Source organism: Pseudomonas sp. GD03842, assembly GCF_029841165.1.
Lineage (GTDB): Bacteria > Pseudomonadota > Gammaproteobacteria > Pseudomonadales > Pseudomonadaceae > Aquipseudomonas.
Genome location: NZ_JAOCEA010000004.1, coordinates 44,453 through 59,718, shown reverse-complemented (window position 1 = coordinate 59,718; position 15,266 = coordinate 44,453). Strand labels below are relative to the sequence as shown.

Here is a 15,266-nt window from a genome sequence, read left to right as displayed (position 1 = left end):
TTTCAGGGGGCGCGCGAGGCAACGCTGGCATGCCATTCAGGACAGGCCACGGTCAGTCGGCTGTAAGCGAAAGCACGCAGGAGTGTCGGGGCCCCGAAGCATTTAAGTGGTTTGAACTTCGGCTCGACAGTCGGCCATGGGGTGCATGAGCCTACTGTCTACAACGCCCACTTGATCAATGCACCTCAGTCAGCGCCAGTTTGAGCCCCAACGCCACCAGTACCCCACCCATGGCGCGATCGAACCAGTGGCCCATGCGCGCAAAACCGGCGCGCACACGTTCCTGACTGAACAGGCGCGCGACCATGCAGAACCACAGGCCGGTCGCGACGGCCAGGTAGACGCCGTAGCCCGCCTGTACCAGCAATGGCGTATGGGGGTTGATGACCACAGTGAACAGTGACAGGAAGAACAACGTGGCCTTCGGGTTCAGGCCATTGGTGACGAAACCGGCGGTGAAAGCCCCACGTGCGGTGCGCTCCGCTTTCGCGAGGTGGAGGGACGACTGGGCCCCGTCCGAAGGTTTGGCGCGCAGCGCCTTGAAGCCGATATACAGCAAGTAGGCCGCCGCCGCCCATTTCAGGGCGTTGAACAGCACAATGGACTGGGAAACGATCAGCCCGATGCCCAAGAGCGAATAGCCAACGTGCAGGCAAATCGCGGTGCCCACACCCATCGCCGTATAGGTTCCAGCCTTGCGCCCGTGCGTCACACTCTCCCGAACGACCACCGCAAAGTCGGGACCGGGGCTCGCGACGGCGAGCAGGTGAATGAGGGCAACGGTGAAAAATTCCGTCCAGTACATGATGTTCTCCGGGCGTTCAGGCAAGCGGCTGGCTCTGGTAGGCTCGTTACCTTACGCCCACTCATCACCGAGCAAAAGGTACAGCTGATGTCCAGTCAAAGCAGAGCAGTTTTCCTCGACCACACTTCTCTGGATCTCGGCGATCTGGACCTCAGCCCGTGGAGAGAGACTTTTGGTGAACTGATCCTGCACGCCAGTAGTTCGGCCGATCAGGTCATCGAGCGGCTGCAAGGCGCACACGTCGTGATTTCCAACAAGATCTCGCTCGATGCCGAGACATTCGCGGCGTGTCCGGACCTGAAACTGGCACTGGTCACCGCTACCGGCGTCAACAACGTCGACCTCGACGCCGCCCGCAAACACGGGGTGGTCGTGAGTAACTGCCAGGGTTACGGCACGCCTTCGGTTGCCCAGCACACCCTGATGTTACTGCTGGCGCTGGCGACCCGTCTGCCTGACTACCAGCAAGCCATCCATCAAGGCCAGTGGCAGAAATCCCGGCAGTTTTGCCTGCTGGACTTCCCGATCGTCGAACTGGAAGGCAAGACGCTGGGGTTGCTGGGCCACGGCGAACTCGGTGGCGCGGTGGCGAAGCTGGCCGAAGCCTTCGGGATGCGCGTGGTATTGGGCCAGATTCCCGGCCGCCCTGCTCGCCCGGATCGCATGCCGCTGCAGGAACTGCTTCCTCAAGTAGACGCCTTGACCCTGCACTGCCCACTCAACGAGCACACCCGCGACATGCTCGGCGCCCATGAGCTGAGCCTGATGAAACCCAAAGCATTCATCGTGAACACGGCCCGCGGCGGGTTGATCAACGAGCAAGCCCTGGCCGATGCGCTGCGCAATGGGCACCTGGCAGGCGCCGCCACCGACGTCCTGACCGTCGAGCCTCCCGTAAACGGCAACCCGCTGCTGTCCGGAGACATCCCCCGGCTCATCGTGACGCCCCACAGCGCCTGGGGCAGCCAGGAAGCCCGCCAGCGCATCGTCACCCAAGTCAACGAAAACGCACGCGCGTTTTATGCAGGCGCGCCGATCCGCGTCGTGAGCTGACCGGACAAAACGCCGCGGAAGTCATCGCCGACACATCCCTGTTAAACTCCGCCCTTTTTCAGGAGCCGACGATGGACCCGCGCAGTGAAGTGTTACTCCGTCAGGCCGAGCTGTTTGAAGGTTCATTGTTGCTGGCTGGCCTGCCTGCCGACGACCTGCTGACCAGACTGCCCGATGCACGAGGGTGGAGTTGGCATGCCGGAGATTTTGCCGCACTGGAAAGCCGTTTCAGCGGGCGCATTCACTTTGGCACCGAGGCCCCGGACGCGCCGTTCGAGGCCGCCGTGCTCTTCCTCCCGAAAGCCAAGGACCTGAGCGATTATTTGCTCAATGCGCTGGCCGCTCGCCTGGCCGGCCGCGAACTTTTTCTGGTGGGTGAAAAGCGCGGCGGTATCGAAGCGGCAGCGCGGCAATTGAGCCCTTTCGGCCGTGCCCGCAAGCTTGACAGCGCTCGCCATTGCCAACTGTGGCAGGTAACGGTGGAAAACCCGCCGCAGGCCGTTGAACTCGAGCAGTTGGCCAAACATTTCGACATCGAGACGCCCAACGGCCCACTGAAGATCGTGAGCCTCCCCGGCGTGTTCAGCCACGGGCGGCTGGACCGGGGCACTGCCCTCTTGCTGGAGCACATCGGCAAGCTGCCACCGGGCCATCTGCTCGACTTCGGTTGCGGCGCCGGCGTGCTGGGGGCTGCGATCAAGCGGTGCCACCCGGATGTTCAGGTGACGATGCTCGATGTCGACGCGTTCGCAACCGCAAGTAGCCGACTGACGCTGGCAGCCAATGGTCTACCAGGCGAGGTACTGACCGGCGATGGCATCGATGCTGCACCCGAGCATCTGGACGCGATCGTCACCAATCCACCCTTCCACACCGGCGTTCACACCGACTACGCAGCGACAGAAAACTTGTTGCGAAAAGCTCGTGAACATCTGAAAAAAGGCGGCGAATTGCGCCTGGTAGCCAATAGTTTCCTGCGTTATCAGCCGATCATCGAAGCGCATCTCGGGGTGTGCGCGGTGATGGCAGAAGGGAATGGTTTTCGAATTTACCGCGCCAAGCGTGGGTAAAAATAAACGCTTGCCGAATCGGATTCCCGAAGGCAGAATCCGCTCCGTCCTAGGGGAGTAGTCTCCCACGAGCCTCTCGCTCGTCCGGCGCGCATCAACATACTTGGTCCTCAGACCATGGTGCTCGCGACCCCAGATCCGCCTCAGACGGATCGGAGGTTTGACAAGACCTATGACACGCACATCCTGACCCGGGGCGGGGAGGCTGTACGTGTCATAGCCGTGTTGTCCCGCCCCTTAGGAAACTCCTGATGCTGGAATCCCTATTGGTCCCTACCGCGGTCGTCGCACTGGCCGAAATCGGTGACAAGACCCAACTCCTCGCACTCATCCTCGCTGCCCGCTTTCGTAAGCCGTGGCCGATCATCGCCGGTATCGTCGCGGCCACGTTGGCCAACCACGCCGCCGCCGGTGCCGTAGGTGCCTGGTTCAGCAGTTTCCTCTCTGACGCGATGTTGCACTGGATCCTGGCCGCCAGTTTCACTGCTACCGCACTGTGGACGCTGGTTCCCGACAAGATGGACGACGACGAGGCCACCACGGCGCGTAAGTTCGGCCCCTTCATGACGACCCTGATCGCGTTCTTCCTCGCTGAAATAGGCGATAAGACGCAAATCGCGACCGTGATGCTGGCGGCGCAATACTCCTATCTGTGGCTGGTAATTCTGGGCACGACCCTGGGGATGTTGCTGGCCAACGTGCCGGTGGTGCTGGCAGGCAACTTCGCCGCAGAGAAATTACCGCTGACACTGATCCGTAGGCTGGCAGCCGGTGCGTTCTTCATCCTGGCGCTCGTCGCGGTGTACAAGGCGATGCAGGTCAGCGGCTGGGTTTGATCCGCCGGCCTGTTCGAATGCCCCAAGGCATGAGACTGATCGTACCCACGCCGCACGCGGGGACGATCAGTCAGCCAGCTTGATCAAGACTTCGGGGCTTGCTCATACAACGGCATCACTTTGGGAATCGCCGCCTGCAAGGACGCAATCCGGTTCGCCGACGCCGGGTGGGTGCTCATGAATTCGGGCTGGGACGCCCCCGACTGCGCCTGCATCTTCTGCCACAGGGTGATCGCGGCATTGGGGTTGTAACCGGCGCGAGCGGACAGTTCCAGGCCGAGCAAATCCGCTTCGTTTTCATTCGCGCGGCTGTTGGGCAGCGTCAGGCTGTAGTTGACCACGGTGTCAGCGAGCGCCAGGCTGTCTTGCCCCAACCCGAGCAATGACCCCGCCCCCGTTTTGGCCATCTGCACGCCATACGCCTTCGACATCGCTTCGCGACCATGCTCGCGCAAGGCGTGGGCAATCTCATGGCCCATCACCGCCGCCAGTTCGTCGTCGCTGAGCTTCAGCGTATCGATCAAGCCGGTGTACACGATGATCTTACCGCCTGGCCCGCAGTTGGCATTGAGCTCGTCACTCTTGATCAGGTTCACTTCCCACTGCCACTGCGCCGCATCCGGCCGCAGTTTCGGCGCTTGGGCGATCAGCCGCTTGGCAACTGCCTGAACGCGAGCCGCTTCGGCGCTGCTGTTATCCAGCACGCCCTTGGTCGAAGCCTCGCTGACCGTTTCCTTATAAGACTGGGCGTACATCTGGTTGACCTGATCGGTCGATAGCATACTGAACATGTATTGCTTGCGCTCGACGCCTACCGAGTCCCCGCTGGTGGTGTTGACGGCCTGACAGCCCGCAACCAGCAACGCTGCGCTCAAGGCACAAAGAGCAAAGGTCTGACGCATTTTGGATCTCCATCGAAACAATCGCACCATCCTAGGCGGTACGCCCGCCGAGTACTAGATGGCAGCGGATTGCCAGCCGGTCAGTGCCGAAAATTCGCACATCCGTCATAGCGACGAAACGCATTTACTCCCCCATGCGAGACCCCAGCAGCCCCCGCCGAAGCCGCTCGACCCGGCGGCATGTCCAATAACGACCCACTTCATCCAAAAACGCCCGTTGCTTCGACTTCCCCCTCATTAAACCGGGGGCGCAGGCGATACCTCCTACAGACGTCCTTTCGCGTCCGGAGCCTTTATGAAGTTCAAATCGATCCAGTTCTCAGTCGCTGCACTGTCAGGTGCCATCGTCCTCAGTGTCGTGGCTGCCCTCGTCCTCTATGCCCTGTTTGCAGGGGCGCGCACTCAGGACCTGGTGGAAAAGCGCACAACCGCTCAATTCGAGCAGGCCATCGAAGGTCACTTGACCGCGATCGCCCGCACACAGGCGAGCAATATCCAGCGATCACTGGAAGCGCCATTGCAAACGGCGGCGGGAATGGCGACGTTGAACGCGACGCTGGGCATGAAGGACACCAAGGGCGAGCCGCTGGTGAAGATGAGCCGTGAGCAACTGCTCAACCTGCTGCGCGAGACCGTCGTGCGCAATCCAGAGATTCTGGGTGCTTATATTGGCTGGGAACCCAATGCCCTGGATCACAATGACGCCGCCTATGCCGAAACCCCGGTCACCGGTGTCGATCCGAAAGATGGCCGCTTCATGCCATGGTGGTATCGCAAGCCGGACGGCACCTTCAATCTGGAAAAGCTGTCCAGCCTGGAAGACACGAAACTGCTGTCCACCGGCGTTCGCTCAAGCGAGTATTACCTTTGCTCTCGCGAAACGCGCAAAGCGTGTGTGATTGACCCCGCGCCGTACAAGGTTGGCGACAAGATGGTCATGCTGTCTTCGTTTATCGAACCGATCATGGTCGACGGCCAATTCCAGGGCATCGTCGGCGCCGATCTGTCGGTGAACTTCATCCAAGAAATGCTCGAAAAGGCGGACAAGAAGCTCTATGACGGCGCTGGCGACCTGGCGTTGATCGCCACCAACGGACGCCTTGTCGCCTACACCAAGGACACCAGCAAGCTCGGTGAAAAAGCCACCGATATCCTCGACGCCAACGAAGTCGCCAACCTCGCCAACATCGTCAAAGGCGAGGTGCGTTATGACATCGACAAGGAGCACGGCCACATCGAGTTGTACCTGCCATTCGGTATCGGCGACACCGATGCGCGCTGGACGCTAATGATCCGCGTACCCGTCAGCGCGGTCATGGCCGACCTGCAGAAGCTGCAGAGCGACCTGGCCCATCAACGTGACACCGATATCGTCGGCATGACCGTCGTCGGCCTGCTGATCGCGGCGCTGGGCTTGTTGATTGTCTGGTTCGTGGGGCGCGGCATTGCGCGTCCGCTCAAGCAAATGGTCGCCATGCTCGACGACATCGCCAAAGGCGAAGGCGACCTGACGCGCCGTCTCAGCAGCGACCGCGCCGACGAATTGGGCTCCATTGCCTTGGGCTTCAACACCTTCCTCGGCAAGCTGCAGGCCATGATCAGTCAGGTGGTGACGTCAGTGCAGAAGGTAAGCGACTCCTCCGAGCACACGGCCGACATTGCCATCCGCACCAACAATGGCGTGCACAAGCAAATGGCCGAGATCGACCTGGTGGCCACCGCCGTGCACGAGATGACCGCCACGGCCCAAGACGTGGCGCGCAACGCGACCCAGGCCGCTCAAGCGGCGAATCATGCCGACGATGCAGCCGTTCAGGGCATGCGCATCGTACACAACACCTCGAACTCCATCAGCGAGCTGGCCGTGGAGATTGGCCGCGCCGTGGAAGTGGTACAGACCCTGGCCAAGGACAGCGAGAACATCAATGCCATCCTTACGGCCATTCGCGGCATTGCCGAACAGACGAACCTGCTGGCCCTCAACGCCGCCATCGAGGCCGCCCGTGCGGGTGAACAGGGGCGCGGCTTTGCCGTGGTCGCTGACGAAGTCCGCAACCTGGCGCAGAAGACTCAGCAAGCCACTGAAGAAATCCAGTCAATGATTCAGGCACTGCAATCCGGTACACGGCAAGTGGTGAAAGTCATGGAAGACAGCCAGACCAAAACCGATGAAAGCGTGGGCCACGCGGCAGAGGCGGCTCAAGCGCTGGAAAGCATTACCAAGGCAGTGTCGGTGATCAATGACATGAACACGCAGATCGCCAGCGCCGCAGAAGAGCAAAGCGCGGTGGCCGACGACATCAACCGCAACGTCATCAACATTGGCCAGGTGGCCAATGAAGTCGCCGGCGGCGCCGACGAATCGAGTCAGGCGAGTGCCGAATTGACCCGACTGGCGGAGCAACAGCGTCGATTGATCAACCAGTTCAAGGTCTGAGTCACGCCTGCTGTAGCCGCCTTGCGCGGCTGCAGCCCCCCTCCCCCTCACAACGGTGTCAGGCACTCCGGAGCGTTGAGCTTCGGATCGTTCACCAGGTTTGCCAATGGCCGCTCCCGCAGTTGCATCTGTGGCGCGGCGAGCAGCGATTGCAAAGCGGGCAGTGAGCTTTGCGGGTCAAGCCAGGCCGCTTGCCCTTCAGCGTCGAGGATCAGCGGTCGACGCTGGCTCATCGCAGGCTGCGTCACCACGGCCACACTCAGCCAGTCGTGGCCGTCTACCGGGTAGGCTTCCCAGATCGCTGCGAAAAACAGCGAAGCTCCCTCCCCCGGCGTCAGCCAGAACGGCCGCTTGCGTACGGTGCCGCGCCACTCATAAAAGCCGTTGGCCGGCAGCAGACAGCGGCGCTCCCGGAACGCCTGGCGAAACATCGGCTGCTCGGCCAGCGTTTCCGCCCGGGCGTGAGCGGGGGTACGCGACATGTCGGTGAGCCACGCAGGTGTCAGCCCCCAGCGGGCGCGCGCCAGCGTTCGCGCGGCCGGTTCGCCTGGAACGGCGCGCAACATCAGCACCGAGTCATTGGGGGAAATGTTCCATTGCGCCTGCTGGTCGGCCGGAAAACCGGGCAACGCCGCAAAAGCGGGCGACCAACGAAACAGCGCATAACGTCCACACATGAATTAGGAGCACTTCTTCTGGAAAAACGGGGAGGGAGGTCTAACCGACGGAGCCGTTATCAGCACAGCAACACATCGGGGTAATTGTCAGGCTCTTCGCCCGACAGTGGAAAAGCCTCATTGTACTCAGTGATCAAGCGTCGCGCCCGCTCGGCCTGATCGTCATGCACAGCCAGGCCCAGCAGGCCGAACACCGGCAATTCGCCGATGCCGCCGAGCAGGTGCCGGCCTGTGATGTGCGACTCGATCCCTTCACTGGCAAGCATTGCCTGCAGCAACTCACCTTCCATCATGTTTTCCGGCTCGTAGATTTTGCGCATCATTCGTTCTCGCTACGCACGTCCAGGGTCCAGTCCTCGCCATCGGTCTGCAGGCTGAAAATGATCGGCCGACAGCACACCGGGCAGTCTTCAATATAAGTCTGGTCGCCGCCGGAAAGGTCGAGCACCGCCTCCACCGGTTCGCCGCAGTAAGGGCAGTCATAATCCTGTATTTCCTGCATCACAGTCTCCTGGCCCAGTTTTGCGTATAATCGCCGACTCGTTTGCTGGCCGAACGTTTTGTTGCAAGGTGGCAGGCTCCGTACGAAATGGGTTGAAAGCGAAGTGATCGAGGATGTTTTCAGCCCGGCATGGCCGAATATCGACCCTTTTTCGTATCGAGCCTGCCGCCTACCTTTACCCTAGCCGTTTTTACAAGAGAGCATGATGGGCGAATTCGATGCCATCCGACCGTACGACGACACCGAAGTAAAAGCCGTACTCAACCGGCTACTGAGTGACAAGGCGTTCCTTGCGATCCTCACGCATTTTCGTTTTCCGCGCCTGGCCGGCTCGCTCGGCTGGATCCTGCAGCCGGCGATCGCCCGCAAGCTGCGTCGTCAGTTTGCCGGTATCGATTCGGTGGCTGCCTTGCAGGACAAGGTCGAGCATTACGTCGACCACACCATCGAGCGCGCCACCGATGGTGTGACCTACACCGGCGTCGAGCAGTTCAAGTCAGGGGTGGCCTACCTGTTCCTGGCCAACCACCGCGACATTGTGATGGACCCTGCGTTCGTGAACTATGCGGTGTACCACGCCGGCCTGCCGACGCCACGCATTGCGATCGGCGACAACCTGCTGCAGAAGCCCTTTGTCAGCGATCTGATGCGCCTGAACAAGAGCTTCATCGTGCACCGTTCCATCACCGGCCGGCGGGAGAAGATGGCGGCCTATCAGTTGCTGTCGGCTTACATCAATCATTCGATTCGCCACGACTGCCAGTCGATCTGGATCGCTCAGGCCGAAGGCCGGGCCAAAGACGGGGACGACCGCACCGAATCAGCCATCCTCAAGATGTTTCACATGAGCCGCAAGGACGAGCCATTTGGCGAGGTCATTCGCTCGCTGAACCTGACCCCGGTGTCGATCAGTTACGAGTACGACCCTTGTGATCACGCCAAGGCGCGCGAGTTGTACATCCGGGCCACCACGGGCAGCTATACCAAAGCGCCGGGCGAAGACGATGTCAGCATCGCGCTGGGCATCACCGGCTATAAAGGCCGAGTGCATGTCAATTTCGCGCCGCCCATCACCGAGGTCTATGAAGACACCAAGCAACTGGCGGCAGAGATGGACAAGCAGATTCTCGGCGGGTATCGCTTGTTCCCGGTGCATTACCTCGCGTATGCGCAGTGGGCCGATGCCGATCCCGGCCTGAAGGTGCCAAGCGCAGCCGAGGTGTTCCCGGCAGATGAATTGGCGCGTGCGAAGGAGGAGTGGCAGCGCCGTCTGGACGGCTGTCCGGAAGAACACCGGCCCTACCTGGTTTTGCAATACGCCACGCCCGTGCGCAATCAGTACCGGGTCAAGGCGGGATTACCGCTGTAGGCTCAAGATGCCCGGCAACCGTGACTTGCGGTTGCCGGCACCGAACATTCCCACGCTCCGCGTTGCCGGATATCGAATACGAAGTCTCAACGGCGTCGGAAAATCTCCAGACAAGGCCTGCTGAACCTCCCAGCCGGGCGCCCAACAAGCCAGCTGGCGCGCTCCCCTCCTCGGTCATGGGCAGGCAGACTCCGCGAAGACGCTCAGAGCTTGGTGCTGACCCATGACAACGCCAGTGCGAACGCCAAACAACCGGCCCCGATTCGGTAGCTCAGGCGGATCATGCGCAGCGTCGGCACATCCATCAGGTGCATTGGCTCGTCGATCGGCGCCTGCTCGGTCAGGTTGTTCAAATGCGTGGTTTCCCGCTGCTCACGGATGCGGGTGGAATGGAGCAGCCAAATACCAGGGCCTGCCGCCAGCAATGCCATAAAGTTGATGACCATCCCGGGAGAGTGCTGGATGAGTGACATGGGGCCTCGATGGCGCCATGCAGAAGGCGCCGCAGATTCGGGTGTATCTGCCCCTACGGTATCCGCTGCCACCTTAACCTCGCCTGAACCGCTCGTTGGCCTGGCCGTGACGAACACAGCGCGGCGCAGCCCAGGGTTCTTTTCGGGTCGACATGAGGCACAAAAAAGCCCCGGCATCTTGCGACTACGGGGCTTCGATGGACGCTGCAGAGCGTTACTGGCTCAGCATTTGCCCAATGGTGGGGTCCTTGAACAAGCGAGTCAGCGCGTCGCTCAGCACATCACCGATCAGCTTGGTATTGGTTTCCTCGTTCGGCGCCATGCCGAAACGCTGGTCCAGCGAGGCGGCGTAGCGGCCGTTATAGCTGCGGCCATTGTTCTGCACATCGGCGCGGAACGTCGAGCTGATGTTCGCTTCAGTCACGTACAGGCCTTCCTTGGGTGACTGATACTTCAAATCAGCCAAGGTGACGGTCAGCTGCGGGCCGTTGCCACCTTGAACGGGCGTGAAGCCCAGCAGGCGAACGGCAGCTTCGGCCTGAGCCTGAAGCTGGGGCACCAGTTGCTGCCCGCTCACGGTGATTGCACTGGTTTCCGGGTACAGACCACCCCGGGTGCCGAGGGTCTGGGACTGACGACCGTCGACCACCCGCACCACGACCTGCTGGCCATGGCCGACCGCCGCGAGCTGGCTGTTCAGCTTGGGTTGCGGATTGAGTGTCTGCGGACTGTGGGCACATCCCACCAGCATCAGACTGCCGACGGCAAGCAAACCGAACAAAACACGACGCAACATGCTCATTTCTCCATGGGCCAGGGCACAAATTGTGCGGCAGTATAGCGACCTCCAGAGGTCGCTCACTAGGGTAAAGATACGACAAAGTGCCACTGTCGCGGTTCCCATACCAGCCGGGTGCCTGCCTCCCAAAACATCTGGACATCATCGCGCAACGGTAACGTCACGGACATGTCATCGGCCCACGACATACTTTTCACAACTGCCCTCACTGGAGTCCGAGCATGGACTTTTTCTGGTCGTTGTTCTCTCGGAAAAGCCGACATCGCTACTACGCCCGTGTCGACGCGCAGGGCGTGTGTCTGTCATTCAGGCATTGCTCACAGCCGCCCGGAGGCGAGGAATGGGTGGAAATCACCGAACCCAGGCTGTGCTGGCTGAAGCGCCCGCTGCCCAAAAGCGCCTGCGTCATTCGCCAGCCTCGGGCGATCACCGCCCGGCAATTGCTCAGCATCTGACCGGACGGCGAATAAAAGTCATTTTTTCTGGATCATTTCTGCGCGTTTCATCGTTATAATCTCCCCCCGATTATAAGGACGTCTCCTGATCGGGCCTCGCAGCATCGCTGATAGCAGCTTTCAGCTCCTTCGTTCCGCCCACAGAGAGCCTTCCACACAGACATGTGCAGCCCGGCGTGCAGCCTTGCCGCGTGTAAAGCTCGATCCATTCGAACCTTTCGCGTCGGCCAGTGCCCACACTGTGTTGGAACCTGATCTGCAGGCCCTGCCAGCGCGCAGGCCTTTTTTGAGGTTCGCGTCTCCAAAAGAGCGCGAAAAAAACGGGTTTTCACAACTTCACAAGAGTGTGGCGAGCAAATGAACAGTTACGCGTTTGTAAATGCACCGTTAGCGTCTGACCCAACCCCTTCGCACAGCCCTGACTGCCGCGCAGTCTCCACCATTGGAGCCTGATGCCGTTCACGACTGATTTGCCTGCATGACCGGACGTCTTGACGTTAGTCGAATGGCTGTTCGGGCCAGAAAATGCGTTCATGCTTGGTAATAAAAGCATCAACCCAGGCCCTACCAGTGGCGTCCGCTGAAGATGCAAGAAATGGCGAAGAACCGGACAGGGAATTTCCCGGCCGATCGGCACGAGGTACTGCGCGATCCCGCGCGGCCCGGCATCGGTCATTGACCTCGGGAACCCTGCCGCCAATTTGGTGTTGCAGATTTTGGAGACGCGTTAATGGCGCATAACGAAGCAGTCGATGTGGTATTGGTCGGGGCAGGCATCATGAGTGCCACCCTAGCAGTACTGCTCAAGGAACTGGACCCGGGCCTCAAGATCGAGGTGGTCGAGTTGATGGACTCAGGTGCCGCGGAGAGTTCCAACCCCTGGAACAACGCCGGAACCGGTCACGCAGGCCTGTGTGAGCTGAACTACACCCCTCAGGCGGCCGATGGCTCCATCGACACCAAAAAAGCGATTCACATCAACACGCAGTTCGAAGTCTCGAAGCAGTTCTGGGCCTATCTGGCACGCAAGGGCACTTTTGGCTCCGCGCGCTCCTTCATCACGCCCGTTCCCCACCTGAGCTACGTCGAAGGCGAGAAAGGTGTTGCTTACCTGAAGAAGCGCTTTGAAGCGCTGCGCAAGCATCACGCGTTTTCAGCGATGGAATACACCGAAGACAAGGCCAAGATGGCCGAGTGGATGCCCTTGATGATGCCGGGCCGCCCGGCAGACCAGCGCTTGGCAGCCACCCGCGTCATGCATGGCACCGACGTCAACTTCGGCGCGCTGACCAACCAACTGCTCAAGCATCTGGCCAGCGCGCCGGACGCTCAAGTCAAGTACTGCAAGCGGGTCACCGGTCTGAGCCGCAAGGGCGAAGGCTGGAGCGTGACCATCAAGGACGTCAACAGCGGCAGCACGCGTGATATCGACGCTCGGTTCGTGTTCCTCGGTGCCGGAGGCGCGGCGCTGCCGCTGCTGCAAATGTCCGGTATCGAGGAAGGCAAGGGCTTTGGTGGCTTCCCGGTCAGTGGCCAATGGCTGCGCTGCGACAACCCTGAAGTGGTCAAGCGCCATCAGGCCAAGGTCTACAGCCAGGCCGCCGTGGGCTCGCCGCCCATGTCGGTTCCACACCTGGACACCCGTGTCGTGGACGGCAAGACTTCCCTGCTGTTCGGACCGTACGCCGGCTTCACCACCAAGTTCCTCAAGCATGGGTCGATCATGGACCTGCCCTTGTCGATCCGCGCAGCCAACATCGCGCCGATGCTGGCGGTGGCCCGCGACAACATGGACCTGACCAAATACCTGATCAGCGAAGTGAGGCAGTCGATGGAACAGCGTCTGGAATCGTTGCGCCGTTTCTATCCCGAGGCCAAAGCCGAAGACTGGCGTCTGGAAGTGGCAGGGCAGCGCGTGCAAATCATCAAGAAAGATCCGAAGAAAGGCGGCGTTCTGCAATTCGGTACCGAACTGGTTTCGGCCAAGGATGGTTCCCTCGCCGCCCTGCTGGGCGCCTCCCCAGGCGCTTCGGTCACGGTGTCGATCATGCTGGAATTGATCGAGCGCTGCTTCCCGGAAAAAGCCAAAACCGAATGGGCCGCCAAACTCGACGAAATCTTCCCGGCGCGTGAAAAGGCCCTGGAAAGCGATGCGCAGTTGTACCAACGCATCGCGGCTCAGAGCGACGAGAGCCTGGAGCTGGTTTCCAACAGCCCCGCGGCAAGCTTCGCTTGATTCAGGAGTCATCATGAATCGGTGAGATGACTGAAGGCCCCGCCCACGCAGCGGGGCCTTCAGTTTTATACAGGTGCGCCGGTTACTTCATCGAGAACCGCACGCGATACCGGTCCAACGAACCTTGCCCATCCGTCACCACTGCCGTGCACTCAGCAGGCACCGCTCCAGTGGATCTGGCGCTAACGCGCTTTTCGTTGTTCGGGCTTAGACCGAACCAGCTGAAGACCATTTGATGGGACATTTGAAATTCACACTTTTTGCCCTCCCCATTGCTGTAACGAAAGGCCGCTACACCGCTTCGCGGATTACTGAACACTCGCTTGAATACCCGGAATGATTGATCAGCGGTCAGCGCATGCCGGGCGCGCTCGTCGGCGTCTGCGTTCCAACTGGTGCCCGTCATTTGGAGGTCTTGCCGGCCATCATTTCGGATCTCGAACGTGGCTTGCATGGTCTTCGGATAGTTCGCAGCATGGACTGCAGCCATTGCCAGAATCGCAGCAATTGCCAAGCCGCCCGCGAAAACGGATTTGATAACGCTCATTGTTGAATTCCTTTTCCTAAATTGAATAACCGGGCTTCCTGCCCGGCGCTCGTGCATCTGTGCACGAATTTAGTATGGCGCCAAACGCTTGATTAAAAAGGGTCAACGAGAGGATGTGGCTGTAGGAAAGATCAACCAAAGGCGTGAGGGAGATAGAGTGGGGGGGGGGTGGGCAATACGTTGAGCAGACGGACGCGTCGAAGCGCCCGTCATAGTGGCTGATCGATGCCGGTTAGCCGCGCGCTTTCTCGATCAACTCGATGTAATCCCCGGCATTGCGCTGATCCTTGATCAGAGCGACAAAATCGTTGCCGTGCTCGTCCTTGCCATTAAGGTCGTAGCCCGCTTCCTTGAAGAAGCCCAGAAAGCGCTCGAAGTCATCGATGCGCAAACCGCGATACGCTTTGATCAGCTTGTGCAACGAGGGTGAAGTGGCATCGGCGGGTTCGAAATTGAGGAACGACTTGATTTGGGCATCGCCGATTTCATCGCCAATCACCTGCTTCTTATCTTTACGCATTGCTGACTCCAACTGACTTTCGGGACATTTCGCGGGCGAGCAGTTTACCCCTCGCCCGGTCACGGGCTCAACGCGCGCGTACGCTGCCGGTGTGCAGGTCGGCCCAGATATGGCCGTTGGGGTAGCTCAGAAATTGCACGTACACCTTTTCATTACGCAGCAGATCGACCACGACCCGGTACTGAGTTGCCGGGTAAAAGAGCGTCAGCGTGCGGTTCGATTCATCGAAGGTCGGTTTCTTCAGGCTTTTACTTTCGCCGTCGAAGTGAATGAACACCTCGGCAATCGTTGCGCCCTTGTTCATTGGCTTGCCTTTCAGGCGCACGCTCAAGGGCGAGGTGACCGGGATGGGTTGCTGATTGGATTGACGCTGGCTGCCCGCAACGATCGAGTATTCGGTGACCTGCAACAACTGCTGCTGTTCAGGTTCGCCCTCGCGCACTGACAGCTCATCCGGAGGGAGGTATTGGGCGTGCATGGGCTCAGCGAGGGCCGGGAGCGGCAGGGTCAACAGCAACATCAACGCGGCTCGACTGCGAAACGATAACGTCATGGAGGCCTCCCGGGAAAAGTGGGTGGCACTCT

17 protein-coding genes are annotated in these 15,266 nt (G+C 60.3%); 7 read left to right on the top strand and 10 right to left on the bottom strand.

The features are described from left to right. Nucleotides 1-175: 175 nt before the first annotated feature. Nucleotides 176-805: a LysE family transporter gene (locus N5D61_RS07390; RefSeq protein ID WP_279891721.1), complete on the bottom strand. Its 630-nt coding sequence runs from the start codon at nucleotides 803-805 to the stop codon at nucleotides 176-178. An 87-nt stretch (nucleotides 806-892) separates the two neighbouring features. Here N5D61_RS07390 and N5D61_RS07385 point away from each other — a divergent pair, with 87 nt between their 5' ends. From N5D61_RS07385 to N5D61_RS07375, 3 genes are all read left to right on the top strand, one after another. Further along, a complete protein-coding gene (locus N5D61_RS07385) occupies nucleotides 893-1,858 on the top strand; it encodes a 2-hydroxyacid dehydrogenase (RefSeq protein WP_279891719.1) in 966 nt (321 codons plus the stop codon). Between the two features lie 71 nt (nucleotides 1,859-1,929). Continuing rightward, complete coding sequence (locus N5D61_RS07380; RefSeq protein ID WP_279891717.1) at nucleotides 1,930-2,928, top strand: class I SAM-dependent methyltransferase; 999 nt, start codon at nucleotides 1,930-1,932, stop codon at nucleotides 2,926-2,928. Nucleotides 2,929-3,179: 251 nt separating this feature from the next. Beyond that, entirely contained in the window at nucleotides 3,180-3,764 is a 585-nt protein-coding gene (locus tag N5D61_RS07375) for a TMEM165/GDT1 family protein (RefSeq protein ID WP_279891715.1), read from the top strand. An 83-nt stretch (nucleotides 3,765-3,847) separates the two neighbouring features. Here the strand turns inward: N5D61_RS07375 and N5D61_RS07370 are convergent, their stop codons facing one another. Next, nucleotides 3,848-4,666, bottom strand: coding sequence for a M48 family metallopeptidase (locus tag N5D61_RS07370; RefSeq protein ID WP_108239113.1), 819 nt, complete (start codon nucleotides 4,664-4,666; stop codon nucleotides 3,848-3,850). A 295-nt stretch (nucleotides 4,667-4,961) separates the two neighbouring features. On the opposite strand from N5D61_RS07370, the gene N5D61_RS07365 reads away from it, so the two are divergent. Next, nucleotides 4,962-7,103 (top strand): methyl-accepting chemotaxis protein, encoded by a 2,142-nt coding sequence (locus N5D61_RS07365; protein ID WP_279891713.1) that lies wholly within the window; start codon nucleotides 4,962-4,964, stop codon nucleotides 7,101-7,103. A gap of 47 nt (nucleotides 7,104-7,150) precedes the next feature. Here the strand turns inward: N5D61_RS07365 and N5D61_RS07360 are convergent, their stop codons facing one another. From N5D61_RS07360 to N5D61_RS07350, 3 genes are read right to left on the bottom strand one after another with little or no spacing between them, the layout of a single operon-like run. Next, on the bottom strand, nucleotides 7,151-7,780 hold the full coding sequence (locus N5D61_RS07360) for an SOS response-associated peptidase (protein ID WP_108239111.1): 630 nt from the start codon (nucleotides 7,778-7,780) through the stop codon (nucleotides 7,151-7,153). 59 nt (nucleotides 7,781-7,839) lie between these two features. Continuing rightward, nucleotides 7,840-8,100 carry a DUF2007 domain-containing protein gene (locus N5D61_RS07355; RefSeq protein ID WP_108239162.1) on the bottom strand — a complete coding sequence of 87 codons (261 nt, stop codon included), beginning with the start codon at nucleotides 8,098-8,100 and terminating at the stop codon, nucleotides 7,840-7,842. Beyond that, nucleotides 8,100-8,282, bottom strand: a complete 183-nt coding sequence (locus tag N5D61_RS07350) for a CPXCG motif-containing cysteine-rich protein (protein WP_108239110.1) — start codon at nucleotides 8,280-8,282, stop codon at nucleotides 8,100-8,102. Before N5D61_RS07350 ends, N5D61_RS07355 begins: the two co-directional genes overlap by 1 nt. Before the next feature lie 205 nt (nucleotides 8,283-8,487). On the opposite strand from N5D61_RS07350, the gene N5D61_RS07345 reads away from it, so the two are divergent. Beyond that, nucleotides 8,488-9,651: a 1-acyl-sn-glycerol-3-phosphate acyltransferase gene (locus N5D61_RS07345; RefSeq protein WP_177411090.1), complete on the top strand. Its 1,164-nt coding sequence runs from the start codon at nucleotides 8,488-8,490 to the stop codon at nucleotides 9,649-9,651. A 203-nt stretch (nucleotides 9,652-9,854) separates the two neighbouring features. Here N5D61_RS07345 and N5D61_RS07340 read toward each other — a convergent pair whose 3' ends face one another. Together N5D61_RS07340 and N5D61_RS07335 are read right to left on the bottom strand one after the other, a co-directional pair. Continuing rightward, entirely contained in the window at nucleotides 9,855-10,124 is a 270-nt protein-coding gene (locus tag N5D61_RS07340; protein WP_108239108.1) for a hypothetical protein, read from the bottom strand. Nucleotides 10,125-10,338: 214 nt separating this feature from the next. Beyond that, on the bottom strand, nucleotides 10,339-10,920 hold the full coding sequence (locus N5D61_RS07335; RefSeq protein ID WP_108239107.1) for a YajG family lipoprotein: 582 nt from the start codon (nucleotides 10,918-10,920) through the stop codon (nucleotides 10,339-10,341). 224 nt (nucleotides 10,921-11,144) lie between these two features. On the opposite strand from N5D61_RS07335, the gene N5D61_RS07330 reads away from it, so the two are divergent. Continuing rightward, the gene (locus N5D61_RS07330) at nucleotides 11,145-11,378 is read left to right on the top strand and encodes a hypothetical protein (protein ID WP_108239106.1); all 234 of its coding nucleotides are present in this window, start codon (nucleotides 11,145-11,147) and stop codon (nucleotides 11,376-11,378) included. 730 nt (nucleotides 11,379-12,108) lie between these two features. Further along, nucleotides 12,109-13,614: a malate dehydrogenase (quinone) gene (mqo, locus tag N5D61_RS07325; protein WP_108239105.1), complete on the top strand. Its 1,506-nt coding sequence runs from the start codon at nucleotides 12,109-12,111 to the stop codon at nucleotides 13,612-13,614. Nucleotides 13,615-13,696: 82 nt separating this feature from the next. On the opposite strand, the gene N5D61_RS07320 is transcribed toward mqo, so the two are convergent. The 3 genes from N5D61_RS07320 to N5D61_RS07310 form a co-directional block, all read right to left on the bottom strand. Continuing rightward, the gene (locus N5D61_RS07320; protein ID WP_279891706.1) at nucleotides 13,697-14,161 is read right to left on the bottom strand and encodes a hypothetical protein; all 465 of its coding nucleotides are present in this window, start codon (nucleotides 14,159-14,161) and stop codon (nucleotides 13,697-13,699) included. Between the two features lie 232 nt (nucleotides 14,162-14,393). Then, nucleotides 14,394-14,681 (bottom strand): PA4642 family protein, encoded by a 288-nt coding sequence (locus tag N5D61_RS07315; protein WP_108239102.1) that lies wholly within the window; start codon nucleotides 14,679-14,681, stop codon nucleotides 14,394-14,396. Nucleotides 14,682-14,748: 67 nt separating this feature from the next. Beyond that, nucleotides 14,749-15,234 carry a hypothetical protein gene (locus N5D61_RS07310; RefSeq protein WP_108239101.1) on the bottom strand — a complete coding sequence of 162 codons (486 nt, stop codon included), beginning with the start codon at nucleotides 15,232-15,234 and terminating at the stop codon, nucleotides 14,749-14,751. Nucleotides 15,235-15,266: the final 32 nt, after the last annotated feature.